We start from the raw sequence: 26,702 nt of genomic DNA on the forward strand, positions 1-26,702 counted from the left end.
CGGGGTCCGGACCTAGACGGTCTTCTCGGTCCCCTTGAGAGCCTGCTGGGGCGGGGCGGCCGCCGGACGGCTCTCGGGCCGGACGGGTCCGTCACCCAGGATCGCCTCGATGTTTTCCATCTTGCACGCGCCTTCGAAGATGACGCCCTGCTCGACGACCAGCGACGGGGTCGCGATGTTGCCGTAGAGCTTGCCGGGGGCGCGCAGTTCGACGCGCTTGCGCGCGGCGACGTCGCCGTGCACGTTGCCGGAGATGATCACGACATCGACGTTGATCTTGGCCTGGATATCGGCGCCGGGGCCGATGATGAGCGTGCCCTTGGAGAAAATCTCGCCCTCGATCTTGCCGTCGATGCGCACGGTCCCGTCGAAGGTGAGCTTGCCGACGAACTCGCTATTCTTCCCGATGAAGGCGTTGACGTCCTTCGGGAATCCCCCCATCTCCTCAACCATGCCCCATCTCCTCCTTTAGGCCGAACCTCCCCGGTTCGACCCGACGTGTGTTTTTAACCCCTGCCCGGTTTCGCCGCAAGTCCATGCGCTTCGATTCCGGGCCGATTCTCCGTTATTCGAGTGTCCGCGCGAGCAAATCGAGCACGTGGTCGCGCTCGTCTTTCGAAAAGTAATGGATTTCGATCCGTCCTTTCGCCTCATTTCCCGACATCTGCAACCGCGTCGCGAATCGCTCACGCAGTCGGCGAAGCAGATCTTCCATGTTCGGGTCGGACTTTTCGTCGCTTTGCGGTGATGGCCGGGGCCGCGCACGCAGTTTTTTCGCGGCCTCGAGCAGGCGCTTGACGTGGCGCTCCGTCTCACGCACCGACATGCCCGCGCCGACGACATCGCCGAATGCCGACAGGATCTCGTCGGCTTCGCCCAACGGCAGAAGCGCCCGGGCGTGACCCGCCGTGATTTCGCCCGCCGCCAGTGCGTTCTTCACCAGTTCGGGAAGACCCAACAGACGCAGGGCGTTCGCCACCGCGCTGCGGCTCTTGCCCACGCGATCGGCGATGATCTCCTGCGTAAACGCGAAGTGATCGACGAGCGCTTGTAGTCCCTCGGCCTCGTCGATGGGATTCAGGTTCTCGCGCTGGAGGTTCTCGACGAGCGAGAGCACCGACAGATCCTGATCGTCGGCGTCGAAGACCAGCACCGGCACCTGCGCGAGCCCGGCGACCGCCGCCGCGCGAAAGCGTCGCTCGCCCGCGATGAGTTCGTATTTTTCCGAGTCGTCGGGCAGGCGGCGCACCGCGAGCGGTTGGAGAATGCCGTTTTCGCGGATCGACGCCGCGAGCTCGGCGATCGACGCGTTGTCGAAGGACTTTCGCGCCTGAAATCGGTTGGGAACGATCTTCGCGAGCGGCAGTTCGAGGACGCGCCGCCCGGCGGGTTCGTCGTTCTTCGCGCTCTCCCTGGCCGGGGGAGGATCGACCGCAGGGGGGGTTCGAGCTTCGCCCTTGGATGCCCCAGGGCCGATGAGCGCGTCGAGCCCCTTGCCGAGCCTGCTATGTTTCGCGGTTTTCGTCGCGGTCGTCGTCGCGGTTTTGGTCATGGCGTATCCGTCGCCTTCTCTCGCTTCAGAAACTCACGCGCGAGCGCGAGATAAGCCTCCGCGCCGGAGGACTTGATGTCGTAACGAAAAATCGTCTGGCCGAAACTCGGCGCTTCGGAAAGACGCACGTTGCGCGGAATCACCGTGGAAAACACGCGGTCGCCAAAGTGCGTGCGCACCTCGGCCTCGACCTGATTCGCGAGATTCGTGCGCCGGTCCATCATCGTGAGCAGGATGCCGCCGATGATGAGTCGCGGATTGTACGCCTCGCGGATCGCGTCAACCGTCCGCGTGAGCGCCGACAGCCCTTCGAGCGCGTAATATTCGGCTTGAAGCGTGACGACGAGTTCATCCGCGGCGCACATCGCGTTGACGGTGAGCAGGCCGAGCGAGGGCGGGCAGTCGATCACGATGTAATCGAATCGATCCTTCACCGATTTCAGCGCCCGGTGCAGCAGGTCGTTGCGGTCCGGCAGATCGACGAGTTCCACCTCGGCGCCGATGAGTCCGGGACCCGACGGCGCGACGTGCAGCTTTCCGGTCGATGTCTCGCGAATCACCTCGGACATCGGGACGTGGGCGATGAGGGCTTCGTAGATGCCGGGGGTGCGTTCGTCGGGTCCGAGGCCGATGCCGCTGGTGGAATTGCCCTGCGGGTCCATGTCCACGAGCAGCACCCGGCGGCGCGAGAGGGCGAGCCCGGCGGCGAAATTCACGGACGTCGTGGTCTTGCCCACGCCGCCCTTTTGATTTGCCACCGCCAGAACCTTGGTCATCGCTCATTCCCGTCGCGGGCTCGGATCGAATTCGGCGCGATCGGTTTCGCCCGCACGCGCACTCAGGTCATACATTTTCGGCAATTCCCGGCGCCCCAATCGCCGGGGGACGAAACCCATAGCACGATCGCCGTGTGTCGCCAAGCGCCGGGCGACCCGAAATGCGAAACGCCCCTTTCGGCGAACCGGAAGGGGCGTCGCGTCGGATTTTCGCGTCAGATCAGGGCAGGCAGCTCACGTAGCTCGCGAACACGCCCGCCAGGTCGTCGGTCGTTTCGATCAGCGAGAATTCGGCGCCGAGTCCGGCGAAGCAGCTCACGGTATTCGCGACCTCGGAGAGCGACTCGCAAGCGGGGTGAGCCGATTCGCAGGCCGCCTCGTCGTCGCCGAACGCGCGGTCCATGGCGCAGTCGAGGTAGCCGGCGCAGTTCGCGCCCTCGGCCTCGGCGCGCGCCGCGAAGTCGGTTTCGGCCGCGATCACGCAGTCGAAGACCTGCTCGCCGCACGCGGCCATGCACGCGGCGGAATCGCACTCGAACGCGCAGTTCGCGCCGGCGTCGGCGCAAGCCACCGCGTCGGTGCGGATCTGGTCGAAGCTGACGAGATCGGCCATCGGCACGTCGCCGTGGATCGCCATCTCGATGTCCGAACCCCACTCATCGGCGCCGAAATCGACGTTCAGCCCGGCGAAGTCGTCGAGCAACCCGGTGCCGTCGAGCGCGTCCATCTTGCTCGCGCAGCCGCCGCATCCGTCGCAGCCGCACGCGCCGGTCGCGGGATCCTCGGAATAATCCGGGTCCTCGGTCGTGTCGTCGTCGGCCGACGTGTCATCATCGTCCATGTTTTCGAAGTCGTTCTCCTTGTTTTCGTCGTCGTCATCGTCGTCGTCGGAACAACCCCCGAGACCGATGGTGAGAGCGCCAAGAAGAGACAGGACCACCAACAGCGTCGACCACGGCCACAAGCGCATTCGGTTCCCCCTCGTCGATGACGCCGCGAACGGGTCGCGGCCGCAAATGTGCGGAAATTCCAGCAATTTCAAGAACTATACACAAACGCGTCGAGCGAGGGAATACGCGCGAATGGGTCATCAAGCCGCGGACCGCTTCTTCCGATAGATGCTGAGAGGGGAACGGAATTCCCCGTCGCGGGTTATTGGGGAGCCGCGCGACGTACCGGCGGCGACGCCAGGGACGGTGCCGAAAATGAAACTCAAAAGAACTTTCACAGCCCTGGCGGCGATTCTGATCCTTTCGACGACCGTTTTTCCGTCGATCGCACTCGCGCAGGACGACATCGACATCGCGGCCATCCGCGCCGCCATCCGCCGGTCGGGCGCGAACTGGAGCGCCGCCGAGAACGTGGTCACGCGCCGTGGTATGAACTTCATGTCGGCCCTCGCGGCCGCACCGGTGCCGGTCGTTCATTCCACCGATCGCTTCTTCGAACCCAACATGAGTCTCGCCCTGCCGACCGCCATCGACTGGCGCGCCAACGGCGGGAACTACGTGACGCCGGTGCGCGATCAGGGCTCTTGCGGAAGCTGCTGGGCGTTCGCGGCGGTGGCGGCGGTCGAAGCGCGCGACGCGGTCTTCAACGGCATCGCGAGTCCCACGACCGACCTGTCCGAGCAACAAGTGCTTTCGTGCTCCGACGCGGGGGACTGCGTCGCGGGCGGATATCTCTCCGGGGCGCTCGACTACATCCAGGAAACCGGAACGCCCGACGAGTCGTGCTTCGCGTATGCGGGCTACAAGAAGAGCTGCGCGAGCACGTGCGGCGACTGGGCGTCGCGCACGGTCACGATCGACGACTGGTCGTGGATCACGACCACCAACTACACCGACACCACGCTCATCAAGACCGCGCTCATGGATGGCCCCGTGCCCGTCTGGTACAAGATTTACATGGATTTCTACGCCTACACGGGCGGCGTGTATCAGCACGTGTGGGGCAACTACGTCGGCAACCACTTCGTTCTGATCGTCGGCTACAACGACGCCGAACAGGCGTGGATCGTGAAAAACAGTTGGGGCGACGACTGGGGCATGAGCGGCTACTTCAAAATCAAGTACGCCGACTCCGAGTTCGGCTCCTGGGCCGCCGCCGTGACGCCGCAGGTCGATAGCTGCGCGCTGCCCGACCTCGACTTCGTCGCGAATCCCACCTCGGGACCTCCCGGCACGGTCGTGTATTTCACCGAAACCGGCAACAAGCCGCAGTGTACGGTGACCGCGCGCAAGTGGACGTTCGGCGACGGCACCTACACCAGCCACCACAATCCGCTGCATGTCTACAACGCGGCGGGAAATTTCACCGTGAAGTATGAAGTGACGAATTCGGCGGGAACCTTCCGCGTGGAAAAACCCGCGCTCGTCGTCATCGAGGACGACGCCGAGTGCCATGTGAACGCCGACTGCGAAGACGGCATCGGCTGCACCGTGAACACCTGCAATTCCCAGACGCTGACCTGCGAAATCGTGAACAACTGCGGCGACCGCACGCTCTCGGCCGACTGCGCGAACAGCGCGGGGAGCGGAGAATACACGCTGCCGATCGGGATCTCCGACGGCTCGAACGTCGATGCCTACAACTTCAATCTCGATTTCGACAACGTGAATCTCCAGTTCAAGCAGATGACGACGAACGGCACGCTGCTGGAAGGCCGGGGCGTGTTTCTCTCGTGCGGCATGGAGGGCAACGGCGACATCGGGTGCAGCGGAAATCCGTACCCCGCGCTCGAGCCGGGATCGAGCGGCGTGCTGATGAACCTCGTCTTTACGGTGCTGGCCGACGCGGGCGCGGCCGAGTTTCGCCCCTACAACATGGGCGGCGATTTCGGCGGCATGACGGGCGAATCGTGCACGGCGTCGATCCTGCTCATCGCGGGCGATGACGACGGTGATGATGATGCGGACGATGATTTGGCTGACGATGATGTCGACGATGACGCATCGGACGACGACGCGGATGACGACACCTGGTATCCCGACGACGATGCCGATGACGACAGTACCGATGACGATGCGGCGGATGACGACGCCGAGGATGATGACGCGGCGGATGACGACGCCGGCGACGACGACGGCCTGTGGTGGGATGACGACGACGAGCCCGACGATGACGACATGTCGCCCGACACGAACTCGGGCGGTGAAGACGACAGCGCCGTGGACGTGGACTCCGACGAACAGCAGCAGGTCGCCTGCGGCTGCTGATTCGCGCTTAGTGCGCGAAACGAAAAAAGCCCGGCTCGTCGCCGGGCTTTTCGTTTGACCTGATCGATCCGTGAACGTACAACCGCGTCATGCCGAAATTCGGAATTGCAGATCGAGGCGGGCCATCGCCGTCCAATCCCTCGATGTTCGACACGTCTGTCGTGACGGGGATGATCGTCGCGGCGTATGCATTCGCCGTGCTGGCCCTCGGCACGCGGCCGGTCTTCGACAACGACATCGGCATCCACATCGGCGTGGGCCGCACGATCTGGGAAAATCGGGCGGTCACCGGCCATGATTTTCATTCCCACACCGCGCCCGGCGCCGATTTTCTGGACCACGAATGGCTCGCGCGGCTTCTGTTCTTCGCCATCGACGGGGCGGGCGGCAACGCGGGGCTTGTCGCGTTTCAGGCGCTGACGGTGCTGATCGTTTTTGTTCTGCTGGCACGGAGCAATCGCGAGCACGGCCTCGCGACGGCTCTCGTCCTTCTCGCCGCGGGCGTGGTGCTTTCCACACGCGTGCAGGTCCGCCCGCACGTGATCGCCTGGGTGTTGATCGCTCTTCAAATTGTTTTTCAAAAAAAAGGCAACCGCACGGCGATCGCGGCCTTGCTGGCGCTGTGGGCCAACATCCACGGCAGTTTTCTGCTCGGTGTCGCAATGGCGCTCGTCTGGTCGGCCGAGCGCTGGTGGACCTACCGCGACCGAAAATGGTTCGCATGGGCCGCGGCATTCGCGCTCGCGCCGATGGCGAATCCCTTCGGTTGGCGGATCTACGGCTTTGCCAGGCAAATCAAGGACATCAACTTTTTCGTTTCCGAGTGGCAGCCCTATTCACTCGCATCGGTTTACCCCTGGGTGATCGCCGCGGTATTCGGGGCCATCGTCATCGACTTGATTCGACGGCGTGAGAATCTCCTGTTCGACGGCGCGAGGATCGCACTGCTCGCGGGACTGTCCTGGTCGGCCATGCGCCATGGGTCCGAAGCGATGTTGTACGCCGCGCCGATCTTTGCCGCGCGCTACGGTCCGGCGCTCGCGCGGATGCCGCGACGCGCGGGCATCGCGAGCGCGTCGATGGTCGCTGTCGCCGCCGTGGCCGGAGGCGTCTATTTAGCCGCCGAGCGGCAGTCGTTTCGCTTCACCATCGATTCGCACGCGCTCCCAATTCGGGCGATAGATTTCATCAACCGTGAAGAGCCGACCGGTGAGATTTTCAACGATTACGATTTCGGCGGCTACCTGCTCTGGAAACTCGACCCACGCCGAAAGGTTTTTGTCGACGGTCGGCTCGAGGTCTATGGCCCCGGCGGCCACCTTGACGAATATCTGCGCGTGTCCAATGGCGTGCCCGGTTGGCAATCCATCCTGGACAAGTATGGCGTGAACATGTGCGTCGTTCGCGCTGACCGCCCGATTGCCAAGCAGCTTGACGAGAGAGGCGCGTGGGAGATGGTCTACTTCGATTACAACGCGGCGATTTTCCTGCGTCGCGGAGCGTCGCCCCAAATTCGTCGCATCACGAACTTCCGCCCGTGGGGCCACCGCGACAGGGACAATTTCCCGGTTCTGATCGACGAGGCGAAGTATTTGCTTGGCCAAAACCCCGAATTTTTCGGCGGCTTCAAGATGCTGGGATTCGTCCAGTATCGCTCCGGCGACTATGCCGGCGCGCGCGACAGCATGCGCGAATACCTGCGCCTTTTTCCCGGCGGCGTGCGTTCGGAGCAAACCATGGAAATGCTCGGGAACCTTTCGGTGCGAGGGTTCGGACTCGACACCACGCACGGCAATACGGGGGGCATCATGCCCCAGTTCGACGAGCCGTGAGAGTGCCGCGTCTCGGCCACGGGTTACTCGCCGCCTTGGTCATCGCAACCGCGCTGGGGGCATATGGTCAGCTTCTGACTCCGGGCCGCGTGTTGTACTCGCAGCACAGCGACCTGATGGCGCAGCACTTGGCGACCAAAACGATCCTCCATGAGTCGATCCGCTCCGGGCACGGCATCCCGGAATGGCGCGACGACCAGTTCGCGGGAAACACCGCCGCGGGCAATCCGCAGGCGATGGGTCTCTACCCCTTTCACTCGCTTTTTCTGGTGCTCGATCCCGTTCATGCCGTCGGGCTGACGTTTTTCCTCAATGTTCTTGCGTCGGCCGCGTCGTTCTTCTTGTTGGGCTGCGCTCTCGGTCTGGGGCGGGAAGCGCGTTGGTTCATGGCGGCGGCGGGACTGGTTTGGTTCAAATTGATGGCGGCGATTTACGCGGGTTGGTTGTCCAACACGATGGTGATCGCCCTGCTGCCGGCTTTTTTCGCGGCGGTCGTTCACATGTCGCGCAGTCCGTCCATTGGGGCGGCGGTCGCGTTGGCTATTTCCGCGGCTCTTTGCGCCACCGGTGGGCACTTCCAGTATTTTTACTACGCGGTTCTGTTCGCCGCGGGATTTTTTGTCTGGAATCTGATCCGGCCTCTGCGCTCCGGCGATCGTGCGGGACTCGCTTCGATGGTTCGCTTTTTGGCGGTCGCCCTGGTTCTTGGGTTGGGACTTTCCGCGTACGTGCTGCTTCCTTTGGCCCTCGACGCGCCGCTCCTCTCGCGCACGACGCCTTCGTACGAGTTTTTTCTCGCCGACCACGCGTTCACGCCTCGCTCGCTCCTGAGTTTTCTCACTCCCGCGGCTCTGCGGAACGCTGTCGGCGCGCGGGGCGTGGAGTTCTGGGAAGACGTCGGCTATTTCGGCGTCGTTCCTTTGCTGCTCGCCGCGTTCGCGATCATTCGTGGACGTCGAAACCCGCAAGTCGTCGCGTTTGCCCTGGCGCTGGCGATGACGATCCTGCTGACCGTTGATTCGCCGCTGCTGCGTTTCTGCTTCGATTACGTTCCGGGCTACGCACTGTTTCGCTCGCCCAACCGAATGTTGTTTCTCACGAGCGTTTTCGGAATCGGCCTTGCGGGGATCGGCCTGCAGGCCCTGCTGGAAATCGTCGAGAGCCACGGCTTGCAAAAGACCGTGTCGGCCATCGCCATTGCGTTGATCATCATCGTCGGAGGCGAAGGCGTCTATCGCGCGCGGAATCTCCTGACGACGGCGCCGATCGACGAGGTCTGGCCCGCGCCGTCCGCGAACGAGTTTCCGGCCCCCGGCAACGCGCGTGAGCGAGTGCTCATCGCCGGAAGATCGACGATGAACTATGGACGGCTCGCGGCACTGGGACTGCCCTCGGTGAACGGCTACGACCCGTACAACTACACGCACATTTGGCGTTACCTCGATCTCATGACGCGAGGCCACGTGTCGGACGTCGGCGTCCGCGTATGGGGCGACACCCGCGGCATTGTTCGATGGGATCTGGCCGACGCCCTGGGAGTCGGGTGGATCGTCACGCCGGAGCCGATCGGGGATCTTCCGCCGTGGCTGGAACTCGTTTCGGAAATTCCCGACGCACCCAACTTTGTTTTTTACAAAGGCATGGAGCGCGCGAGGCGATACGTTTATCGCAATACGAACGCGCGACCTCGCGCGTTTTGGGCGCGGCGCGCGATCAGCGCCGATCCCGAACACCCCGCCCATCACCTTGCGGAACAGGCCGACTTGAGATCCACCGCCATCGTCGAAGGGTGGGGGTTTTCCGCCGTCAATTTCCAGGGGGCGGACGACGTGGTGACCGTTGTCGAATCGCGCACCGGCGTGCTGGCCCTCGAAACGATCAGCGCGCAAAAAAGCTTCCTGGTGATGAGCGAGATCTGGCATCCCGGTTGGCGGCTGACCGTGGACGGCGCTCCCGCGGAACTTTTTCGCACCGATATCGCGCTCATGGGAGCGTGGATCGATCCGGGCCACCACCGCATGGAGTTGCGCTTCCATCAACCGCTTCGGCAAGCGGGGATCGGGCTGAGCCTGATCAGCGCGGCGGCCATTTTCTGTAATTTCCTCTGGAGATTTCGTCGTCATCGGTGGACGGAATGTTCGCATGACCGCAGGTATTTGCCGAATACGTGAGTCCCCTTACGAGTGTTTTCTCGTACCACTGGTTACAAATACAACACTGGGATTTTTCGATGCTCGCTCACGACGATGCTCCCGTCGCGTCCGCGCCCTGCAGGCGCCGGAAGCCGGGAGATCGACCGGATCGTGGCGGACAAATGGATGGACCGTCTTCCGTTGAGGGATCAAATGCGTTCATGGCTTTTTTGCGTTGTGGTGTCGGCGTTTCTCGCATCCCTGATCGCCTGCGGCGAGCCGGGAGATGAAACGGCTTCGGAGCCGGTTTCCGAAACGTCTGATCTCGCGACCGGCCATTGGGCATCCGAGGTACAGTCCCGCATCCGCGTCGAGGACTACCGGCTTCAACCGGGTGACGGCGCGTTCACGGGACGTAATCCCGCCCAGCGCTTTACCATCGAAATGGATGCCGGCGGCGTCATGCTCTCCGTGACCGCGCATGACACCGACCAGGACTGGGCGTGGTCCACCGTGGGCTTTGGCCGCGAGGGATTGGTCCTCGACGCGGCACCCGCCTCTCCCGCCTTGGGGGAGTGCGCGTTGCCTCCCGAATACGGCTTCGGCGACGTTTGCCTGTCGTTGATCGAGTACGACCGCGGAGAATTGGTGGAGTGGTACGCGAACCGCGTGGGCGGCCTGGAGCAGGGCTTCGAGGTCTTCGGCGAGCCGACCGGGAATGGACTTCTCGTCATCGAGGGTCGGGTTTCAACGGCGCTTACGGGTCGAGGAAACGCGGATCTCTCCGAGATTCTTTTCGCGGATGAAACAGGCGACGTGCTGCGTTACGCGGGCCTGGCGGTGTGGGACGCCAACGGCGTTCCGCTCGATTCCTGGATGGAATGGACGGATCCGGACACGATCCGCCTGATCGTGGATGATGCGGGCGCACTCTACCCGATCACGGTCGATCCCGGCCTGTCCGCCGCACCGGACTGGCTTTATGAAGGCAACCCAGACTACGCCTACTTCGGTCATTCCGTCTCCGGCGCGGGGGATGTGAACAACGACGGCTACGACGACGTGATCGTCGGAGCGTACAGGTACGACAATGGTCAGAACGGTGAGGGCCGAGCCTACACATTCCTCGGATCGGTCTCGGGGTTGCAGTCGTCTCCGGTCTGGACCTATGAGAGCGACCAGGCCTACGCTTCTTTTGGCTGGTCCGTTTCCGGCGCGGGGGACGTGAACAACGACGGCTACGATGACGTCATGGTCGGAGCACCTGACTACGACAACGGCCAGGTCGGAGAGGGACGTGCCTACGCCTTCTTGGGGTCGGGTTCGGGCTTGCAGTCCTCGCCGGTCTGGACCTATCAGAGCGGCCAGTCTGAGGCCCGATTCGGCTTTTCTGTTTCCGGCGCGGGGGACGTGAACGGCGACGGAAGTGCCGACGTGATCGTCGGAGCAGATAGACATAGCAATGACCAACTCGGGGAGGGCAGTGCCTTCGTCTTCCTGGGATCGGGCTCGGGAATTCAGTCGTCGCCTGCTTGGACCTACGAGAGCAATCAGGCCTATGCCTATTTTGGCGGTTCCGTTTCCGGCGCGGGGGATATCAATGCGGACGGCTACGACGACGTGATTGTGGGTGCGTATTCGTATGAAAACGGCCAAGGCGCTGAGGGCCGTGCCTACGCCTTTTTAGGGTCGGGGTCGGGGTTGCAGTCGTCTCCGGTCTGGACTCATGAGAGCAATCAGGCCTACGCCCATTTCGGCTTTTCCGTTTCCGGCGCGGGCGACGTGAACAACGACGGCTACGACGACGTGATCGTCGGAGCGCATTGGTATGACAACGGCCAGGACAACGAGGGCCGTGCCTACGCCTTCTTGGGGTCGGGCTCGGGTTTGCAGTCCCCGCCAGTCTGGACTTATGAGAGCGATCAGACCAACGCCGATTTCGGCTGGTCCGTTTCCGGCGCGGGAGATGTGAACAACGATGGCTATGACGACGTGATCCTCGATGCCCAAGCTTACGGAAACGGCCAGAATGGAGAGGGCCGCGCCTATGTCTTCTTGGGTTCGGACTCTGGGGTAGAATCGTCGCCAGTCTGGACGGCCGAGAGCGATCAGGCGAACGCCCGGTTTGGCAGTTCCGTTTCCGGCGCGGGGGACGTGAACGGCGACGGAAGTGCCGACGTGATCGTCGGCGCATATCGGTTCTCCATTGGCCAAAGCAATGAAGGCCGTGCTTACGTGTTTCACGGCGAAGCGCCAACCACCACAACCACGACCACAACGACCACAACTACCACGACGACGGAAACGACGACATCCACGACAACCACCACATCGACGACCTCAACGACGGCTTCGTCGACCACCACAACAGTTCCGACGACGACAGGGTCCTCGACCACGACGACGACGTCCGGCGGCGGTGGCGGAGATGACGATGACGACGGTGGCTGCTGCGGCTGCTGAAGAAGATTCCCGATTCCGAACAAAAAAGCCCGGCTCGCCGCCGGGGCCGGTCGTCGCGCTGCTGCTCGGTAACCGACGGACCTTCCTCCTCGGGGAGAGGGCCGGAGAGCGTCTTGAACCGTTCCAAGGTGCCTGCGCTCTCAAAAGGCGCATTTTCGTGAAATCCATTACGGGACATATTACGTAACCGTTAGTACAGTGTGTTCACGCAAAATGTAATCCCGTTGCGACTCGGCCGCGAAAAACGGGTCTGCCCCCGCGAATCGCAAGAGCGCCGACTGGTGGCGCCAGTGTGGGTTTCGGTCCTGGAATCGGATCTTTGGAGGGAAACATGCGCCTTGGGACGATCGTATTGGTGATTCTTGCGGCTCTCGGCTCGTTGCTCTCCTGCGTTGGGTCCGATGGTGAGACGCGTTCGGAGCCGGCTTCCAATACGTCGGAACTCGCGGGCGGACATTGGTCCTCCGAGGTGCAATCCCGCATCCGCGTCGAGGAATACCGGCTTCAACCGGATGATGGCGCGTTCGCGGGACGCAATCCCGCCCAGCGTTTCTCAATCGAGATGGATGCTGACGGTGTTTCCCTCGCGTTGACCGTGCATGACACCGACCACGACTGGACCTGGTCCACCGTGGGATTCGGTCGCGAGGGATCGGTCCTCGACGCGGCGTCGGCTTCTCCCGCCCCGGGGGACTGCGCGTTGCCGCCCGAATACGGCTTCGGCGACGTTTGCCTGTCGCAGATCGAGTACGACCGCGGCGAATTGGTGGAGTGGTACGCGAACCGGATGGGCGGGCTGGAGCAGGGCTTCGAGGTCTTCGGCGAGCCGACCGGGAATGGACTTCTCGTGATCGAGGGTCGGGTTTCCACGACGCTCGCCGGTCGGGGGAACGCCGATCTCTCCGAGATCCTTTTCGCGGATGAAACAGGCGATGTGCTGCGTTACTCGGGTCTTTCCGTTCGGGACGCCAACGGCGTTCCGCTGGATAGCTGGATGGAGTGGGTCGAGCCCGACACGATCCGCCTGATCGTGGATGACGCGGGCGCCCTGTACCCCATTACGGTGGACCCTGGCCTGTCCGACGCACCGGACTGGATCTTCGAAAGCAACCAGGAGGGCGCCTTTTTCGGCTTGTCCGTTTCCGGCGCGGGGGACGTGAACGACGACGGCTACGACGACGTGATCGTGGGAGCACATTGGTATACCAACGGACAAATTGGAGAGGGCCGCGCCTATGTCTTCTTGGGATCGGACTCGGGAGTACAGTCCTCGCCGGTCTGGACCTACGAGAGCGACCTGCCTGAAGCTAGATTTGGCAGTTCGGTTTCCGGCGCGGGGGATGTTAACAACGATGGCTACGACGACGTGATAGTTGGTGCTCATGGATTCAACAACGTCGATGAGTTCGAAGGACGGGCTTACGCTTTTTTGGGTTCTGGATCCGGCCCACAAAACTCTCCGGTGTGGATTGAAGAACCTCATGCGCAGACTTGGTTCGGTGTTAGTGTTTCTGGTGCGGGAGATGTCAACGGAGACGGAAATGACGATGTTATTGTCGGAGCATCTCATGCATCCAATGGACATAACCGAGAAGGCAGAGCCTACGTTTATTTAGGCACAGATTCCGGAATTCAATATTCACCCGTATGGACAGCTGAAGGCAGTCAAACGAAAGGCTATTTTGGCAATCCTGTGTCAGGCGCGGGCGATGTGAATAACGACGGCTACGATGACGTGCTCGTGGGACAGCCTTACTTTTCCAATGGACAGAACTATGAGGGACGAGCCTACGTATACTTGGGAACCAGTTCTGGATTGCAGTCGTCTCCGATATGGATATACGAAGGACAACAAGATAATGCCATCTTGGGAGGGTCGGTTTCAGATGCCGGTGACATTAATGGCGACGGATATGACGACGTGGTCATCGGAGCGCAAGTGTATGACAACGGCCAGAACAATGAGGGCCGTGCCTTCGTCTTCTTGGGATCGATCTCGGGAGGTCAGTCCTCTCCGGTCTGGACCCAGGAGAGTAACCAGGTCCGTGCCTACTTCGGCGATTCCGTTTCCGGCGCTGGAGACGTGAACAACGACGGCTACGACGACGTGGTTATCGGAGCTTATGGTTATGCGAACGGCCAGAACCATGAAGGTCGTGCTTACGTCTTTTTGGGAACGGATTCGGGGTTGCAGTCGTCGCCGGTCTGGACCCATGAGAGCAACTGGGCCGAGTCCTATTTCAGCAGTTCGCTTTCCGGCGCGGGAGACGTGAACAACGACGGCTACGACGACGTGATCGTCGGAGCGTACAAGTATGACAACGACCAGAACAACGAAGGCCGTGCCTGCGTGTTTCATGGGGAGATGCCGACCACCACCACTACCACCACCACCAGCTCCTCCACGACAACAACAACGACGACGACAACGACGACGACGACGACAACGACAACAACAACGACCGCGACTTCATCTTCGACGACCTCCTCGACGGCATCCTCGTCGACCACCACAACCGTTACGACGACGACAGGTTCATCGACGACTACGACGACAGCCGGTAGCGACGACGACACCGGCGACGACGATGCGGGCGATGACGACACGGGTGATGACGACCCCCCCGATGAAGACCCGAGAGGCGACCCCATTGACCCGATAGACAGGGAAAAAGGGGGGGATTCGGACGACGACGACGACCGTGGAAGCGGATGTAGCGTTTAGGAACAACGCCCGTCGGCACACTTTCCTCAATAAGGGAGAACGTCATGGTGAGCCGAATGATGCAGGGTTTGCGATCACTGATCTTCTTTGCTTTGTTGGGCTTTTACGGAGCGTTCGCTCTCGCGCAAGGCGGCAAAAGCGTCTTGGCATCGGAAGAATCGAAAGGAGGGGGTTTGGTCGCCGTGCTGCCCCACGGGCGTCCCGGCACTCCTTGTGCCGTGGATGGACAATGCAACGACGGCGTGGCATGCACGACGGACAATTGCGCCGGTGCAACCAACGCCACGGACACGGTGGGCGGAATGGTTTTCGACTTCTCCGGCCAAGAGCTTCTTCGCGGCAACATCTATGAATGCTCTTCCAACGCCGTGCTCCAAGATGTCCAAATGTATCTGAGCCTATCGGCGGCAGCGGAAGTCATGGCCGTGGTCTACGAGGCCGATGCGGCGACCGGGCCGTTCACCCTGATCGATCAGGCAGCGGCAACCCTGCCGAACAGCGGCGTCAGTTGGTACACGATTCCCGGCCTGGAAACCCACCTGACCGCAGGCAAGTATTACGCCATCGCGTTCACTTGGGACGTGCCGACGGTCGGCTATTACCGAAGTTCACTGCCCGACGCATCGGTGTATTTCGGCACAACGGCAGGCTACGTTGCGGATGAATATTTGCCGGATGATCCCGGCGATTACCATAGCGGGTATATCTATTACCAGCGCGTGGTCGGCACGTTGGTCGACGGCCAGTGCGAAAACACGGCGGATGCGGGATATTGCAACGATGGCGTTGAATGCACCGACGACGTGTGCACCGACGACAGCAATGTGGTCGGCAACTCGGGCTATGAATTTAGTGGGACAACACGCGCTCGCGGTAACCTCTACCTGGCCGACACGGCGGAACACCTGCTGGGTGTGCGAGCCTACTTGGGTATGACGTCGAACTCTCAAGTGACTGCGGTCGTTTATTCGGCGGACGTCATCGGGGGGCCCTACACGCTGTTGGATTCCCATACGACCACTCTCACAGCGGGGGGAACGAAGTGGTACAGCGTGTTCGGCTTGGATGTCACCTTTACTCCCGGCACCTACTATGCGATCGGGCTGACTTGGAACACCCCCGACTTGCTTTACTCTTTCGGCGACTACTGCTTGACTTCCGTGCCCGTTTCCTTCGGTGACGCCGTTGGCAACTTTTCGCCGAACTTGTATCTACCGTCTCCACTGAACTCCTCACTCGCGCCGAACGATTGCCACTACTTCCAGGAGGCCGTGACCGAAGAACTGACCACCGGATGCGCGCACGAGCTGAACGACGTTTGTGACGACTCCGTCGGCTGCACCGAAGACACCTGTGACGATGTGGTCGAGGATACGTTGGGAGGGACAGCAATTGCAGAGAGCGGTTCTCCGAGAATGCGAGGAAATGTTTTTGAGGCCACGTCCAACGCGGTCCTGGAATCGATCTCGATGCAGCTGGATTTCTCGATGCACTTGGCGATCAACGACTCCCATGCCGTGACGGCCGTGGTTTACGAGGCTGCGGCGATCACCGGACCCTATACGTTGATCGATTCGCAGACGGCGGTCTTGGCTGGGCCGGGAATAGAGGATTATACGGTGGATGGGCTGGTCACTCCATTGACCGACGGGAAGTTTTACGCCATCGGGTTCACTTGGGATGGCCCATCATTGACATGGTATGCTGAAAATACCGGGAGCCAAACGGTTTCTTTCGGCGTCTCTAATGCCCATGTCGAGTGGACGGGTTATCTTCCCGACGATCCGTCCGGCGGAATAGTTCAAGACAGCCTGCGTTACCAGATGAGTCTGGTGACCGCGGGCGACGGATGCTCCAACACTCCTGACGACAATCTCTGCGACGACGGCCTCTGGTGCAACGGTGCGGAGACCTGTGATACGGTGAACGACTGCGAAACGGGCGCCGATGCCTGCGCCGACAACGGTCTGTACTGCGATGGGACGGAAAGCTGTAACGAGACCGACGACATCTGCGAAGCTTCGGGCGATCCCTGCGATACCGGCACGGAAGAATGCAACGAAACCGACGACCAGTGTGATCCCTTGTCCGACGACGACGCGACTGACGACGATGCGACCGACGACGATGCGACCGACGACGATGCCTCGGATGACGATGCGACCGACGACGATGCCTCGGATGACGACGCGACTGACGACGACACGACCACCGATGACGATGACGTTTCCGGCGGCAGCGGCGGTGACGATGACGACGGAGGCGGTTGCGGCTGCGGCTGAAACGCCGCGAAGTCCAATTTGACAAACAAAAGCCCGGCGTCGCCGCCGGGCTTTTTTCCGTCAATGCGTTCGCATTACTGGTCCTTCGTCACGTATCCGTAGGCCGAAGCGAGCCAGTAGGCGACGAGATAGTCGACGCCCGGGTTGACGTCGCGGATGTTCTCGACCGCGCCGCACTCGATCGCCCACGGATTGCGCTGCCACAGAAAGTCCGTGGCGCACTGATAGAACACCGGGTAGGCATCGAGCGCCTGATAGTCGACGCCGCCGAAGACCTCTTCCAGGAACGGATACTGCACCTGCAGGTCGTGCAGGATCACGGAAATCGGATCGAGCGGCGCGTCGGGCGGATCGACGGCATAGCGGTAGTTCGGTGCGGGGCGGAAGTCCTCCAGATCCTCGGTCATCTGCGCGAGCTGGTCGTCCCAGTAGTCGGACGTATCATCGAGCTGCGACTGGGCCATGTGGATCTGCGTGTAGAACGCGTTGTGCGACAGGTCGATGTGGTAGTGCACCTGCGTGGTGAAGACCTCGCGGATGAACTCGTTGATGTCGCAATCGGGGCGCGAGAGACGCAGCAGGTTGAACGCGTTCTGGTGCGCGAGGTTCAGCCCGTAGTGCTGCGCGTAGCGGTTCATGATCGAGATGTTCATGAGCCGGTAGAAGAGCTGATTTTCGGGCAGCGCCCACTTCTCGTAGATCTCGCGATACGTCGCGTCGCCCGTGATGTTCCAGCCGATGAGCGACCACGCCTGTTGCTGCGTGGGCAGCACGTTGGGCCCCGCGGTGGTGGGGATGTCGTCCACGTCGGTAATCCACCAGTCGGTGTCGATGAGTTCGTCGAGTACCTCGGCCACGTCGGATTCGATCTGCGCGCGCATCGTCTCGTCGTCAACGAGATCGTACGCCAGCGACATGCCGAAGAACCAGCCGGTGTACTGGTCGCGGCTGGTGTTGCCGATCCAAAAATCGCCGTCGAATTCTCCCGAATCGACGCAGTGCCAGTTCTCGTCATTCACGCAGTTCGCCGCTACATCGCCGTAAGTGGGGTCTGACTGCGGGCCGACGTAGCGCGCGATGAATCCCGGCCGCCCCGTCACGTGCAGATGGCGCGAAAGCGACGACGCGGCCTTGATGGCGTTCGCCTTGGCCTGCGCGTCGCCGGTGACGTGGTAACGCAGCGCCTGCGACGCGAGATAGGTCCCCGTCCAGATGCACGAATCGCCGAGGTCAAAATACCACTCAGCCTCGTCGCGGTCGTCCGACGTAAACACGACGCCGACGGTCGATCCGTAGTTGGGCTGATGCCACGCCTCGTGCCACGAATCGTATGCCTCGGCTTTTTCGCGCAGCGGCCCGCCCGTGGGCGACTCGTCGTAGGTCGAGCCGATCAGCACATCCTCGTCGCAAATCTCGGTGTCGTCGTCTCCAGTGTCGTCGTCCGCCGAATCGTCGTCGGGCAGCGGCGGCCATGTGTCGTCGTCGCCCGCGTCGTCGTCCGTCGCGTCATCATCCGTCGCGTCGTCGTCGGCCGTGTCGTCATCGACCGGAGCGCCACTGTCGTTGTCATCGTCGTCGCCCCCGCAGCCGGCGAGGAAGAGCATCGCGACAAGAATCAAAGTCCACCATGTCCCACGCATCATCTTCACTCCTTAATCCTCAAACATCGCGCCCTGTCCCCAGGACGAGGGTTCGGGACCCATGACAAATTCGAGTGTGCCGCCGCCCGCGATGTCGTCGTGCGTGAACCACGGTACGTCGAGCGCCTCGCCATTGAGTGCCGCCGATTGCACATAGATGTTTTCGAACGACGCGTTTTCGGCGGTGATGACGAGCTCGTTTTCGCCGACGCCCACCTTGGCCCACGGGAACACCGGGCTGCCGATCTGGTAATATGGCGAGCACGGCGCGACGGGGTAGAAACCGAGCATCGTGAACACGGCCCACGCCGAGAGCGTGCCGCCGTCGTCATTGCCGAACACTCCCGCCGGGGCATCGCGGTGGCGATTGTGCAGCACCCAGCGCACCCACTTGGCCGTCAGGTCGGGCCGCCCCGCGTAGTTGAACAGATACGGCGTGTGAATGTCGGGCTCGTTGCCGTGGTAGTAGAACAGATCGGGCAGCACGCCGTAGGGCTTGGGCTGAGGCCGCGTGCCGGCGAAAAACGCTTCGAGCTCGGCGACGAATTCCTCCTCGCCGCCGAAGAGGTCGATCAGACCCGGAACGTCGTGGGGCACGAACCAGCGCCAGTGCCGCGCGTTGCCCTCGACGTATTCGTCGTACCAAAGCCACGCTTCGAGAAAGCCGGCGAGAAAGTCGCCCGATTCGTCGCGCGCGCGGAAAAACTTCGTGTCCTCATCCCACAGGTTCGCGTAATTGCCCGCGCGCTCGGCGAACATCTCGGCGTCCGCCGTTTCGCCCAGCGCGTCGGCGAGCACCGACAGGCAGTAGTCGTTGTACGCATACTCCTGCGTTTTTGAGACCGATCCGCTCGCCTCGTCGGCGGACAGCCACCCGCGCCCGGTCCAACTGTCCACATGGTCGCGGTTGCCGTAGGGCACCGGGCCGACGGCGTGCGCGCGCAGCCCCTCATACGCGGTGTCAATGTCGAAATCCGTCACGCCCTTGATGTACGCGTCGGCAATCACCGAGTCGGAGTGCGTGCCGATCATGCTGCCCGTGTCGCCAAGCCCCTGCGCCCACTTGGGAAACGCGCCGCCCTCCTCGTACATCTTCACGAGCGAGATCGCCATGTCGCGCGCGTAATCGGGATGCAGCAGCACCACGAGCGGATGGAAGGTGCGGAACGTGTCCCACAACGACAGGTCCGTGTAGTACGTGAAGCCGTCGGCGTCGTGCGCCGCGCGGTCGAAGCCCACGTATTTGCCGTTTTCCTCGGTGTACGACGTGACGAGCTGGTCGAGGTGATAGAGCGCCGAGTAGAAGATCCGCTTGTCGTATTCGCGCCCGCCCGCCACCTGCACGCTCATCAGGCGCTCGTTCCACACCGCGCCCGACGCCGCGCGCACCGCGTCGAAATCCCAATCGGCGATTTGCGCATCGAGGTTCGCGCGCGCCTGCTCGACGCTCTGGATCGACAGGCCGACCTTGGCGAACACCGTGCCTTTTGCGGCCGCGAAGCCCACGTACGCGCCGACCGTCGGGCCGCTCGCGCTCGTTCCGCCCGGAGTGCGCACCCCCGCGTCGAAGGTGCCGAAATCCTCGAAGGGTTCCGAAAAACGCGCGACGAAGTGGATCGGCAATCCTCCCGAGCGTCCCGTGAAGCCGCCGCGCTGGTCGATCATGCCGGTGACCTCCCGCGCGGAATCGTCGACCGTCACCTCGGCGTCGAAAACCTGCCCGGGTACGTTGGCGTATCCCGCGTCGATGACGACATACGGCTCGGCGCCCGCCGCAAAGGTGTAGCGGTGAAAGCCCGCGTTCATGGTCGAGGTGAGTTCCACGTCCACGTCGTAGCGGTCGAGATGCACGCGGTAGTAGCCCGGCTCGCCCGATTCGTTGTCGTGCGAAAACGGTGAGCGGTAGCCCGCGTTCGTGACTTTTTCGTCCGAGATGCCGTCCACCGGCATGAGGTTGACGTTGCAAAGATCCGTCGCGCCGATGCCCGGCAGGTGCATGTGTGAGATGCCGCGGATCGTGTTGTCCGGGTAGTAATAGCCGCCCGCGTGCATCTTTTCGTGCGCGAATCCGCCGATCGACGTATCGGGTGTGAGCTTCACCATCGAACCCGGCAGGTTGGGCCCGGGAATCAGCGCGCCCATGCCGTAGCCGATGCCGCCCGTGCCGATGAAGACGTTGACGAAATCGACCGGGTTGTCGACGGGTTCGAGATCGTCGTCGTCATCTGCCGTGTCGTCGTCGGGCAGAGGCGGCCACGTGTCGTCGTCGCCCGCGTCGTCGTCGGTGTCGTCATCGGCGGAATCGTCATCCGACGAGTCGTCGTCGACCGGCGAAGGGCTGGAGTTGTTGTCGTCGTCGTCATCGCCGCAACCCGCGATAAGCAGGGCCGATAGCGAGCACGCCAAAATCCAAACGGTGAATTTCGTCATCGTCATCCCGTCATGGGAACGCCACGGGCCCGAGCCCCTGCGCGTTGGTATTGCCATATTCGTCGCTCACGCCGCCCGGCGCAATCGAGACCGCGTGCGCCACGGCGTGTGCGCGCGTGAAAACGCCCTCGTAGTTGCCGCCGCCCACCGGTTCGAGCATGACCGGCTCGTCGCCGAATCCCGACACGTGAATTGTCGCCGCAATCGACCCGCCTTCCGCGGAGGACCACGCCCCCGCCGAGGCGGTCATCGAACGCAGCCGGAACCCGCCGGGATTCGGCGGCATGAGCGCGCGGCACGAGACGCGAAACTCGTCGCCTCCCATCGCCGTGACCGCAAGATCGGTGACGGCGAGCCCGGTCGAAACGTCCACCGTGAACGTGCGTGAATAGATGGTGTACGGCGCCGTGCGATCGCCGTCCGAGCCGTCGCCCAGGGCTTTGAGTCGGTACATGCCCGATGGCGTGCCCGCCGTGAGTTCCCAGTCGATGCGCCAGCGGTGGCGTCGCTGATAGGGAAACCCGCGCGTCTCATAGTCGGGTTCGGGCGCGTATTGCATCAGGGTGTCGATCGTCGCGTCGGTGACCGTTCGGCCGTCCGGACGCAGGAGCGGCGCGAAGCCCGCGCCGTCGTCGCGCTCCACGGTCACGCGCGGCGAGCCCAGAGCGGTGTAGCCGCCCGACCACTCGAAGGTGACCGTATCGAATCGCTCGTAGGTCGCGTGCGCCTGTGTGATGATCTCGCCCGCGAGCACGCCGGGTTCGATTTCGGCGGGCACATACGAATACGGCCACGGGTGACGCTGGCGGGCGGGCGCGCCGATTTCGTTGTTTTCCTTCTCCGGCGTCAGGAGCTGCGTGGCGAGGTCCACATTCTGCCCCGCGAGCCACTCGCCGAACTTCGGCCCCCAGAAGTTCATCGACGTTTCGTAACCGCCCTGCATCCAGTCCCAATCCATCAGCAAATACATCTGCGTGTCGTTGGCGTAGCCGAACGCGGCGATTTTGTCGGCGGGCCATACGAGTTCGGTTTCAACGCTCTCGCGCAGGTGCTTGGCGAGCCACGACGTGAGTTCGCCGGGCATCAACGGCATGATGTAATCGCCGAGACGCACGACGCCGATCTCCGCGGTGTCGAGCACCCACGACCACGGTTCGACCCAGTGAATGGGCACGTAACAGCCGTAGTAGCCGTCGAGCATCTTCGTTTCCTGATCGTTGCAGTCGACGATCGAACCTTCCGCCTCGAAAAACGACCGCTCCCCGCACCCCCACGCGCCGTGTTTGTATTCGTAGAATCGTCCGGTAATGAGGCCGTGGTAGCCGAACTCGCCGTCCTCATATCCGATCGCGTCGCGCGTGATCGTCACGCGCTTCGACACCATCTCGAAGGTCCAGTCATCGGTCGGCGTGAGATCGTCGTAGGTGTCGCGGATCATGTCCGCCGCGCGCTGCCCCAAGTGCTCCAGATTCTGCCACTCGGGCAGATCGTAGCCCGAGCCGACCGGCGTCGAATCGCCACCCGCCGCTTGAATGAACAGCACCGGCACCGGCGTGTCGAAGGTCGATTCCATGCCGTGTTCCACCGCGCCGGGTGCGTCGGACGTCATCAGAGTGGAATGGGCCATGGTGCCGTGCATCCCCCAGCCGACCAACACCGCGAGCGGCGATCCGTCCTCGCGGTCGATGCGCGCGAGGAACATCCGGTCTTCCTTGTATTCCGGCGGGTTGTTCTGGCACCGGCGGTCGCGGAAGAGGCGATTCGTCGGGTCGAACGGCGCTTGCAGCGTCACCGCCATTTTCGCGGGGACGAGATTCGCCATGCTGTCCGCGATGACGCGCGCGATCGACACGGCCATGCGGTCCTCGATGCGCTGGTCGTAGGTGTCCATGCCGGAAATGCCGAGCACCACCGGCAGTCCGTAGAAATGGTCGGGACCCGAGTGCGAGTGCGTGGACGAGAGCCAGAGTTTTTCGGAAAGGTTCAGTCCGGTGAGGCGGCAGACCTCGTCGAGCACGCGCGTGTACAGCGTGGCCGAGATGAGCGCGACGGGAATGCGCGCGATCACCAGCCGGTCCGCGCCGTTGTCGATGGTGACGGCCTTCACGTCCGGCCGGTCATGATACCCGGTCGACGCACCCATCATGATCGCGAAGGGATGCCGGGGCCCCGACCGCGCGCCATAGCCGCCCATGCTGATGCCGACCGGCGCATAGAGTTCGCCCACGGCGACGCCCGCGTGAAGCGACGCGAGGGTCTCGCCCCCGGGCGCTTCGTCGCACACGGGCGGCGCGGTGTCGTCATCGCCGGTGTCGTCGTCCTCGGCGTCGTCGTCGGGCAACGGCGGCCACGTGTCGTCGTCGCCCGCGTCGTCGTCGGCATCGTCGTCCGGCAAGACGCCGGTATCGTCGTCGGACGCATCGTCGTCGAGCACCGCGGAATCGTCGTCCGTCGCCGAATCCGCCGAAGGGTCGTCATCCCCGTTTCCGCACGCGACGCACGCGAAAGCCACGACCGCCAAAATGAAAAGCGATTTCATGCGGGGGAATCTAGCACAAGCGAGCGCGGCGCTCACCCCCGTCCGCGCGGTCGAAGCCGAGAGAGGGGACCGCAACCGGGAACCAACAACCAACAACCTCCGCACGCGTTTGACGCGCGGGGCATGGGGCGCTAATAAGGCGGCTCGCGCCGGTCGCCCGGTTTGTCGGATGATTGTGCGACTCGTTTGGGGTTGTAGCTCAGCCGGATAGAGCACCAGGCTTCGAACCTGGGTGTCGGGGGTTCGAATCCCTCCAGCCCCGTTCCTCACCGCGCCTTACGCGCCGCCGACGAATCCGGGCGGTCTTTCGCCCCCTCCCAAGCCATCGCGGCGCTAAACAGGCGGCGGCATTCGGCGAGCACGGCGTCGATGGACGGCGGCGACGCCGCGTAAACGCTTTCCATCATCAGTTCATGGACTGATCCCGCGAGCGCCAGAGCGCCGAGCGAAAAATCGCGCGGGAGCAGTTCGCCGCGTTCGGCGAGCATCGTGGCGTTCGTCTCGATCACCGATGCGAACTCGTGCATGTACGCCCGGCGACGCAACGTCATCTCGCGGCTCACCCCCGACGTCTCGACCAGCACGATGCGCGCGCGTCGCGGATCGTCGAGATAGGCGTGGACGAACGCGGCGAGGCCGCTTTCCATCATGCGGACCGGATCGCCCGCGGCGTCGGCCAACGCCTCCATCACCGCCGCGCGCGTCTCGCCCATCACGCGCGCCAACACGGCTTCGAGCAGGGTGTCACGCGTGGGGAATGCCGCGTAGAAGTCCCGCGTGGCCACGCGAGCCCGCGCGCAGAGTATGCCGATGGTGGTTTTACGGTATCCGCGTGTCGCGAACAGTTCGAACCCGGCGTCGATGAGGCGGTCACGCCGCTCGTCGACGCGCTCGGCGGCGGAGCGCCCGGCGTAGAGCCGTTCAGGCCGCTTCGCGGTCGGTTTCGCGGGCGGCTTCACGGGCGACTTCGCTTCCGCGGCGGCGCGCTTTTTCGGTGTCGTCATGTCGGGCCGTTCTCGCCCGGCCCGGCCCGGTGCGCGAGGGCGCGCAGCAGGAACTCCACCTGATCCGCGACGGACCGCTCGAATCCCTCGCCGATATAGAGGTCGAAGTGGTCCGCGTCGTATCGGCGGATCTCGGCGCGGGGCACCCGGCGTGCAGCCTCCAGCGCGGGCTCCGGCGGTGCGACGCGGTCGCGATCGGCCACGCAGAACAGCACCGGGCAGCGGATCCGCCGGACGACGCCGATGGGGCGGTAAGTCGGAATCGACAGGAACACGCGCGCCGCGACCTCGTCGGTCGACTCGCCGTCCTCGGGCACGATGGTGCGATAGCCGAATTCCAGGCCCGGCGCGGTCATCGCGGCGAGCGACCCCGGCGGCCCGGCGACCTTGATGCGAAACGGCTCGCGGTTCGTCGCCGCGCGCGCCACGTCGCGCATCGCCGAAAAGCTCAGGCGCGCGGTGTGGGCAAACCCCGCCTGGCGCACCGACGCGAGACCGTCAACGAAGGGCGCCTGCGCGATCACCGCGGCGAGGGCGTCGTCTTCCGCCGCGACGGTCAGCACGTGTCCGCCGCTGAACGACGTGCCCCACAGCGCGAGAAACGACGCATCGAGCACGGGCATCGACCGCGCGAGTCGCACCGCGGCGCGCCAGTCGTCGAGTTGCCGGTCGATGTCGAGCACGAGGCGCGGCTCGCCGCCGCTGTCGCCGAAGTGGCGATAGTCGAAGACCAGCACGGCAAAGCCGTGTTCGGCGAAGCGCTCGGCGTACGCGTCGAGCCGCGCGCGCCGCGTCGCGCCGAAGCCGTTGGCCATGACGACGGAGGGACAGGGCAGCGCGCGCTCGGGAAGAAAGAGCCACGCCGCGAGGGTTACGCCGTCGACCGCGAATGCGATCTCTTTGCGTCGCATGGGCCGATCTTACCGCGCGGCGCGAAAATGAAAAGCGATATTTTCAGTTTTGAATCGAAAGGCGCGTGCCCGGAAACTGAGAGGACCCGCCGAATGTCTTTTCGCGCAGGAAGGTTACGGCCTGTACGCCGCGCCTCGAGCGCGAACGTCGAATACGACCAAGGCGCGAGGTTCGTGTTGCCATGAGAATCGAATTCGCCAGGTCCCGACGCGCAGACGCCACTCGTCGTCGACGCCCTTCAACATCTTCACATCGCCGTGCCCGGATTCGGCAAACCGCGTCAACGCATCAAAAACACGTCGCCTCGTGGCGGCATCCAGACGATCCAGCGCCTTGACGGCAGGCTTCGTCCAAATGATTCCGACGTTCATTTCGCGTACCGACCGATCACCTCTTCGTGCGAGATCACCTCGCCGCGATCGCGCGCGCGCCTCGCGCGTTTCGCCGCGAGCGTCTCGTCCGCGGTTTCTTCTTCGTCATCCAAGGGAGCTGACGCAAGCCGGCGATAAAACGGATCTTCGAGGATGGCGTTCAGCCGCGGCCGTATGACCGCGAAGAGTGCCGAGGGAACGAGAACAAACTCTTCGCGTCCCTTTGAGTCTCGGATGGTTCGAAATGCCGGTTCGGACTCGGCGGCTCTCCTACGGCGCTGCGTCATGACTCAACTCTCCCGCGTATCGCCGGTCGAAACGCGCGATCGACCGACACGCGCATCATAACCGGGATGGCGAATGAAGACGAGTCGGGACTGAGCCGCTCAGTCGATCGGCGGCTTCTTGTCCGACCACAGTGCCACGCGGAACGGGAACAGCTCGGCGCGCATGACGCCGCGCACGACGGCCGGGTCCGCATTCATCAGCGCGCGCGCGGCGGCCTCGTCGTCGGCCTCGAAGACGCAGATGCCGAAGGTGCGTTCGGCCGCGCCGTGCGTGCGCCCCGCCGTGAAGACGACGCCCTCGGCGACGAGGTCTTGGAGATAAAGGAAGTGATCCTCAACCGCCTTCGCCTCCTCGGGCGTCGGCCCTTCGCTCAGCATCGCCGGGCGGGCCAATTCGACGCGGTACAGGAATGTCGCCATGTGTTCTCCCGCGAAAAGTCGGGAGCCTGTTTAGCACGACGTCCGCCGCGCGGGAAACGTGGCTTCTGTCCTCGCATGCGAGGGGCGCGATGAATCGCGCCCCTACGGCTTCGACGCGG

18 protein-coding genes and 1 tRNA gene are annotated in these 26,702 nt (G+C 63.2%); 7 read left to right on the forward strand and 12 right to left on the reverse strand.

What is annotated here, in order from left to right:
* Positions 1-12: 12 nt before the first annotated feature.
* From IT350_10545 to IT350_10560, 4 genes are all read right to left on the reverse strand, one after another.
* Positions 13-441 carry a polymer-forming cytoskeletal protein gene (locus IT350_10545; GenBank protein MCC6158481.1) on the reverse strand — a complete coding sequence of 143 codons (429 nt, stop codon included), beginning with the start codon at positions 439-441 and terminating at the stop codon, positions 13-15.
* Positions 442-565: 124 nt separating this feature from the next.
* Positions 566-1,552 (reverse strand): ParB/RepB/Spo0J family partition protein, encoded by a 987-nt coding sequence (locus IT350_10550; protein ID MCC6158482.1) that lies wholly within the window; start codon positions 1,550-1,552, stop codon positions 566-568.
* Entirely contained in the window at positions 1,549-2,328 is a 780-nt protein-coding gene (locus tag IT350_10555) for a ParA family protein (GenBank protein ID MCC6158483.1), read from the reverse strand. The genes IT350_10550 and IT350_10555 overlap by 4 nt, the downstream gene beginning before the upstream one ends.
* A gap of 220 nt (positions 2,329-2,548) precedes the next feature.
* Entirely contained in the window at positions 2,549-3,298 is a 750-nt protein-coding gene (locus IT350_10560) for a hypothetical protein (protein MCC6158484.1), read from the reverse strand.
* A 235-nt stretch (positions 3,299-3,533) separates the two neighbouring features.
* Between IT350_10560 and IT350_10565 the strand changes: the two genes are divergently transcribed.
* The 6 genes from IT350_10565 to IT350_10590 all read left to right on the forward strand — a co-directional run bounded on the left by IT350_10565 (position 3,534) and on the right by IT350_10590 (position 16,980).
* Positions 3,534-5,546 carry a PKD domain-containing protein gene (locus IT350_10565; protein MCC6158485.1) on the forward strand — a complete coding sequence of 671 codons (2,013 nt, stop codon included), beginning with the start codon at positions 3,534-3,536 and terminating at the stop codon, positions 5,544-5,546.
* 143 nt (positions 5,547-5,689) lie between these two features.
* The gene (locus IT350_10570; protein ID MCC6158486.1) at positions 5,690-7,378 is read left to right on the forward strand and encodes a hypothetical protein; all 1,689 of its coding nucleotides are present in this window, start codon (positions 5,690-5,692) and stop codon (positions 7,376-7,378) included.
* Entirely contained in the window at positions 7,375-9,549 is a 2,175-nt protein-coding gene (locus IT350_10575; protein MCC6158487.1) for a hypothetical protein, read from the forward strand. Before IT350_10570 ends, IT350_10575 begins: the two co-directional genes overlap by 4 nt.
* A 174-nt stretch (positions 9,550-9,723) precedes the next feature.
* A complete protein-coding gene (locus IT350_10580) occupies positions 9,724-11,973 on the forward strand; it encodes an FG-GAP repeat protein (GenBank protein MCC6158488.1) in 2,250 nt (749 codons plus the stop codon).
* Between the two features lie 331 nt (positions 11,974-12,304).
* Positions 12,305-14,698 carry an FG-GAP repeat protein gene (locus IT350_10585; protein MCC6158489.1) on the forward strand — a complete coding sequence of 798 codons (2,394 nt, stop codon included), beginning with the start codon at positions 12,305-12,307 and terminating at the stop codon, positions 14,696-14,698.
* Between the two features lie 44 nt (positions 14,699-14,742).
* Positions 14,743-16,980 (forward strand): hypothetical protein, encoded by a 2,238-nt coding sequence (locus IT350_10590; GenBank protein ID MCC6158490.1) that lies wholly within the window; start codon positions 14,743-14,745, stop codon positions 16,978-16,980.
* 74 nt (positions 16,981-17,054) lie between these two features.
* Here IT350_10590 and IT350_10595 read toward each other — a convergent pair whose 3' ends face one another.
* From IT350_10595 to IT350_10605, 3 genes are read right to left on the reverse strand one after another with little or no spacing between them, the layout of a single operon-like run.
* The gene (locus tag IT350_10595; GenBank protein MCC6158491.1) at positions 17,055-18,629 is read right to left on the reverse strand and encodes a hypothetical protein; all 1,575 of its coding nucleotides are present in this window, start codon (positions 18,627-18,629) and stop codon (positions 17,055-17,057) included.
* A 3-nt stretch (positions 18,630-18,632) separates the two neighbouring features.
* Positions 18,633-21,050: a GH92 family glycosyl hydrolase gene (locus IT350_10600; GenBank protein MCC6158492.1), complete on the reverse strand. Its 2,418-nt coding sequence runs from the start codon at positions 21,048-21,050 to the stop codon at positions 18,633-18,635.
* Between the two features lie 10 nt (positions 21,051-21,060).
* Positions 21,061-23,589, reverse strand: a complete 2,529-nt coding sequence (locus IT350_10605) for a hypothetical protein (GenBank protein MCC6158493.1) — start codon at positions 23,587-23,589, stop codon at positions 21,061-21,063.
* Positions 23,590-23,777: 188 nt separating this feature from the next.
* On the opposite strand from IT350_10605, the gene IT350_10610 reads away from it, so the two are divergent.
* Positions 23,778-23,851: transfer RNA gene (locus IT350_10610), tRNA-Arg, on the forward strand.
* A gap of 4 nt (positions 23,852-23,855) precedes the next feature.
* Here the strand turns inward: IT350_10610 and IT350_10615 are convergent.
* The 5 genes from IT350_10615 to IT350_10635 all read right to left on the reverse strand — a co-directional run bounded on the left by IT350_10615 (position 23,856) and on the right by IT350_10635 (position 26,583).
* Complete coding sequence (locus IT350_10615; GenBank protein MCC6158494.1) at positions 23,856-24,593, reverse strand: TetR/AcrR family transcriptional regulator; 738 nt, start codon at positions 24,591-24,593, stop codon at positions 23,856-23,858.
* Complete coding sequence (locus IT350_10620) at positions 24,590-25,504, reverse strand: alpha/beta hydrolase (GenBank protein MCC6158495.1); 915 nt, start codon at positions 25,502-25,504, stop codon at positions 24,590-24,592. The genes IT350_10615 and IT350_10620 overlap by 4 nt, the downstream gene beginning before the upstream one ends.
* Positions 25,505-25,618: 114 nt before the next feature.
* Entirely contained in the window at positions 25,619-25,876 is a 258-nt protein-coding gene (locus tag IT350_10625) for a type II toxin-antitoxin system RelE/ParE family toxin (protein MCC6158496.1), read from the reverse strand.
* On the reverse strand, positions 25,873-26,163 hold the full coding sequence (locus tag IT350_10630) for a hypothetical protein (GenBank protein ID MCC6158497.1): 291 nt from the start codon (positions 26,161-26,163) through the stop codon (positions 25,873-25,875). The genes IT350_10625 and IT350_10630 overlap by 4 nt, the downstream gene beginning before the upstream one ends.
* Positions 26,164-26,262: 99 nt before the next feature.
* Positions 26,263-26,583, reverse strand: coding sequence for a hypothetical protein (locus IT350_10635; GenBank protein ID MCC6158498.1), 321 nt, complete (start codon positions 26,581-26,583; stop codon positions 26,263-26,265).
* Positions 26,584-26,702: the final 119 nt, after the last annotated feature.

The sequence above is a fragment of the Deltaproteobacteria bacterium genome, from assembly GCA_020845895.1.
Lineage (GTDB): Bacteria > Lernaellota > Lernaellaia > JACKCT01 > JACKCT01 > JADLEX01.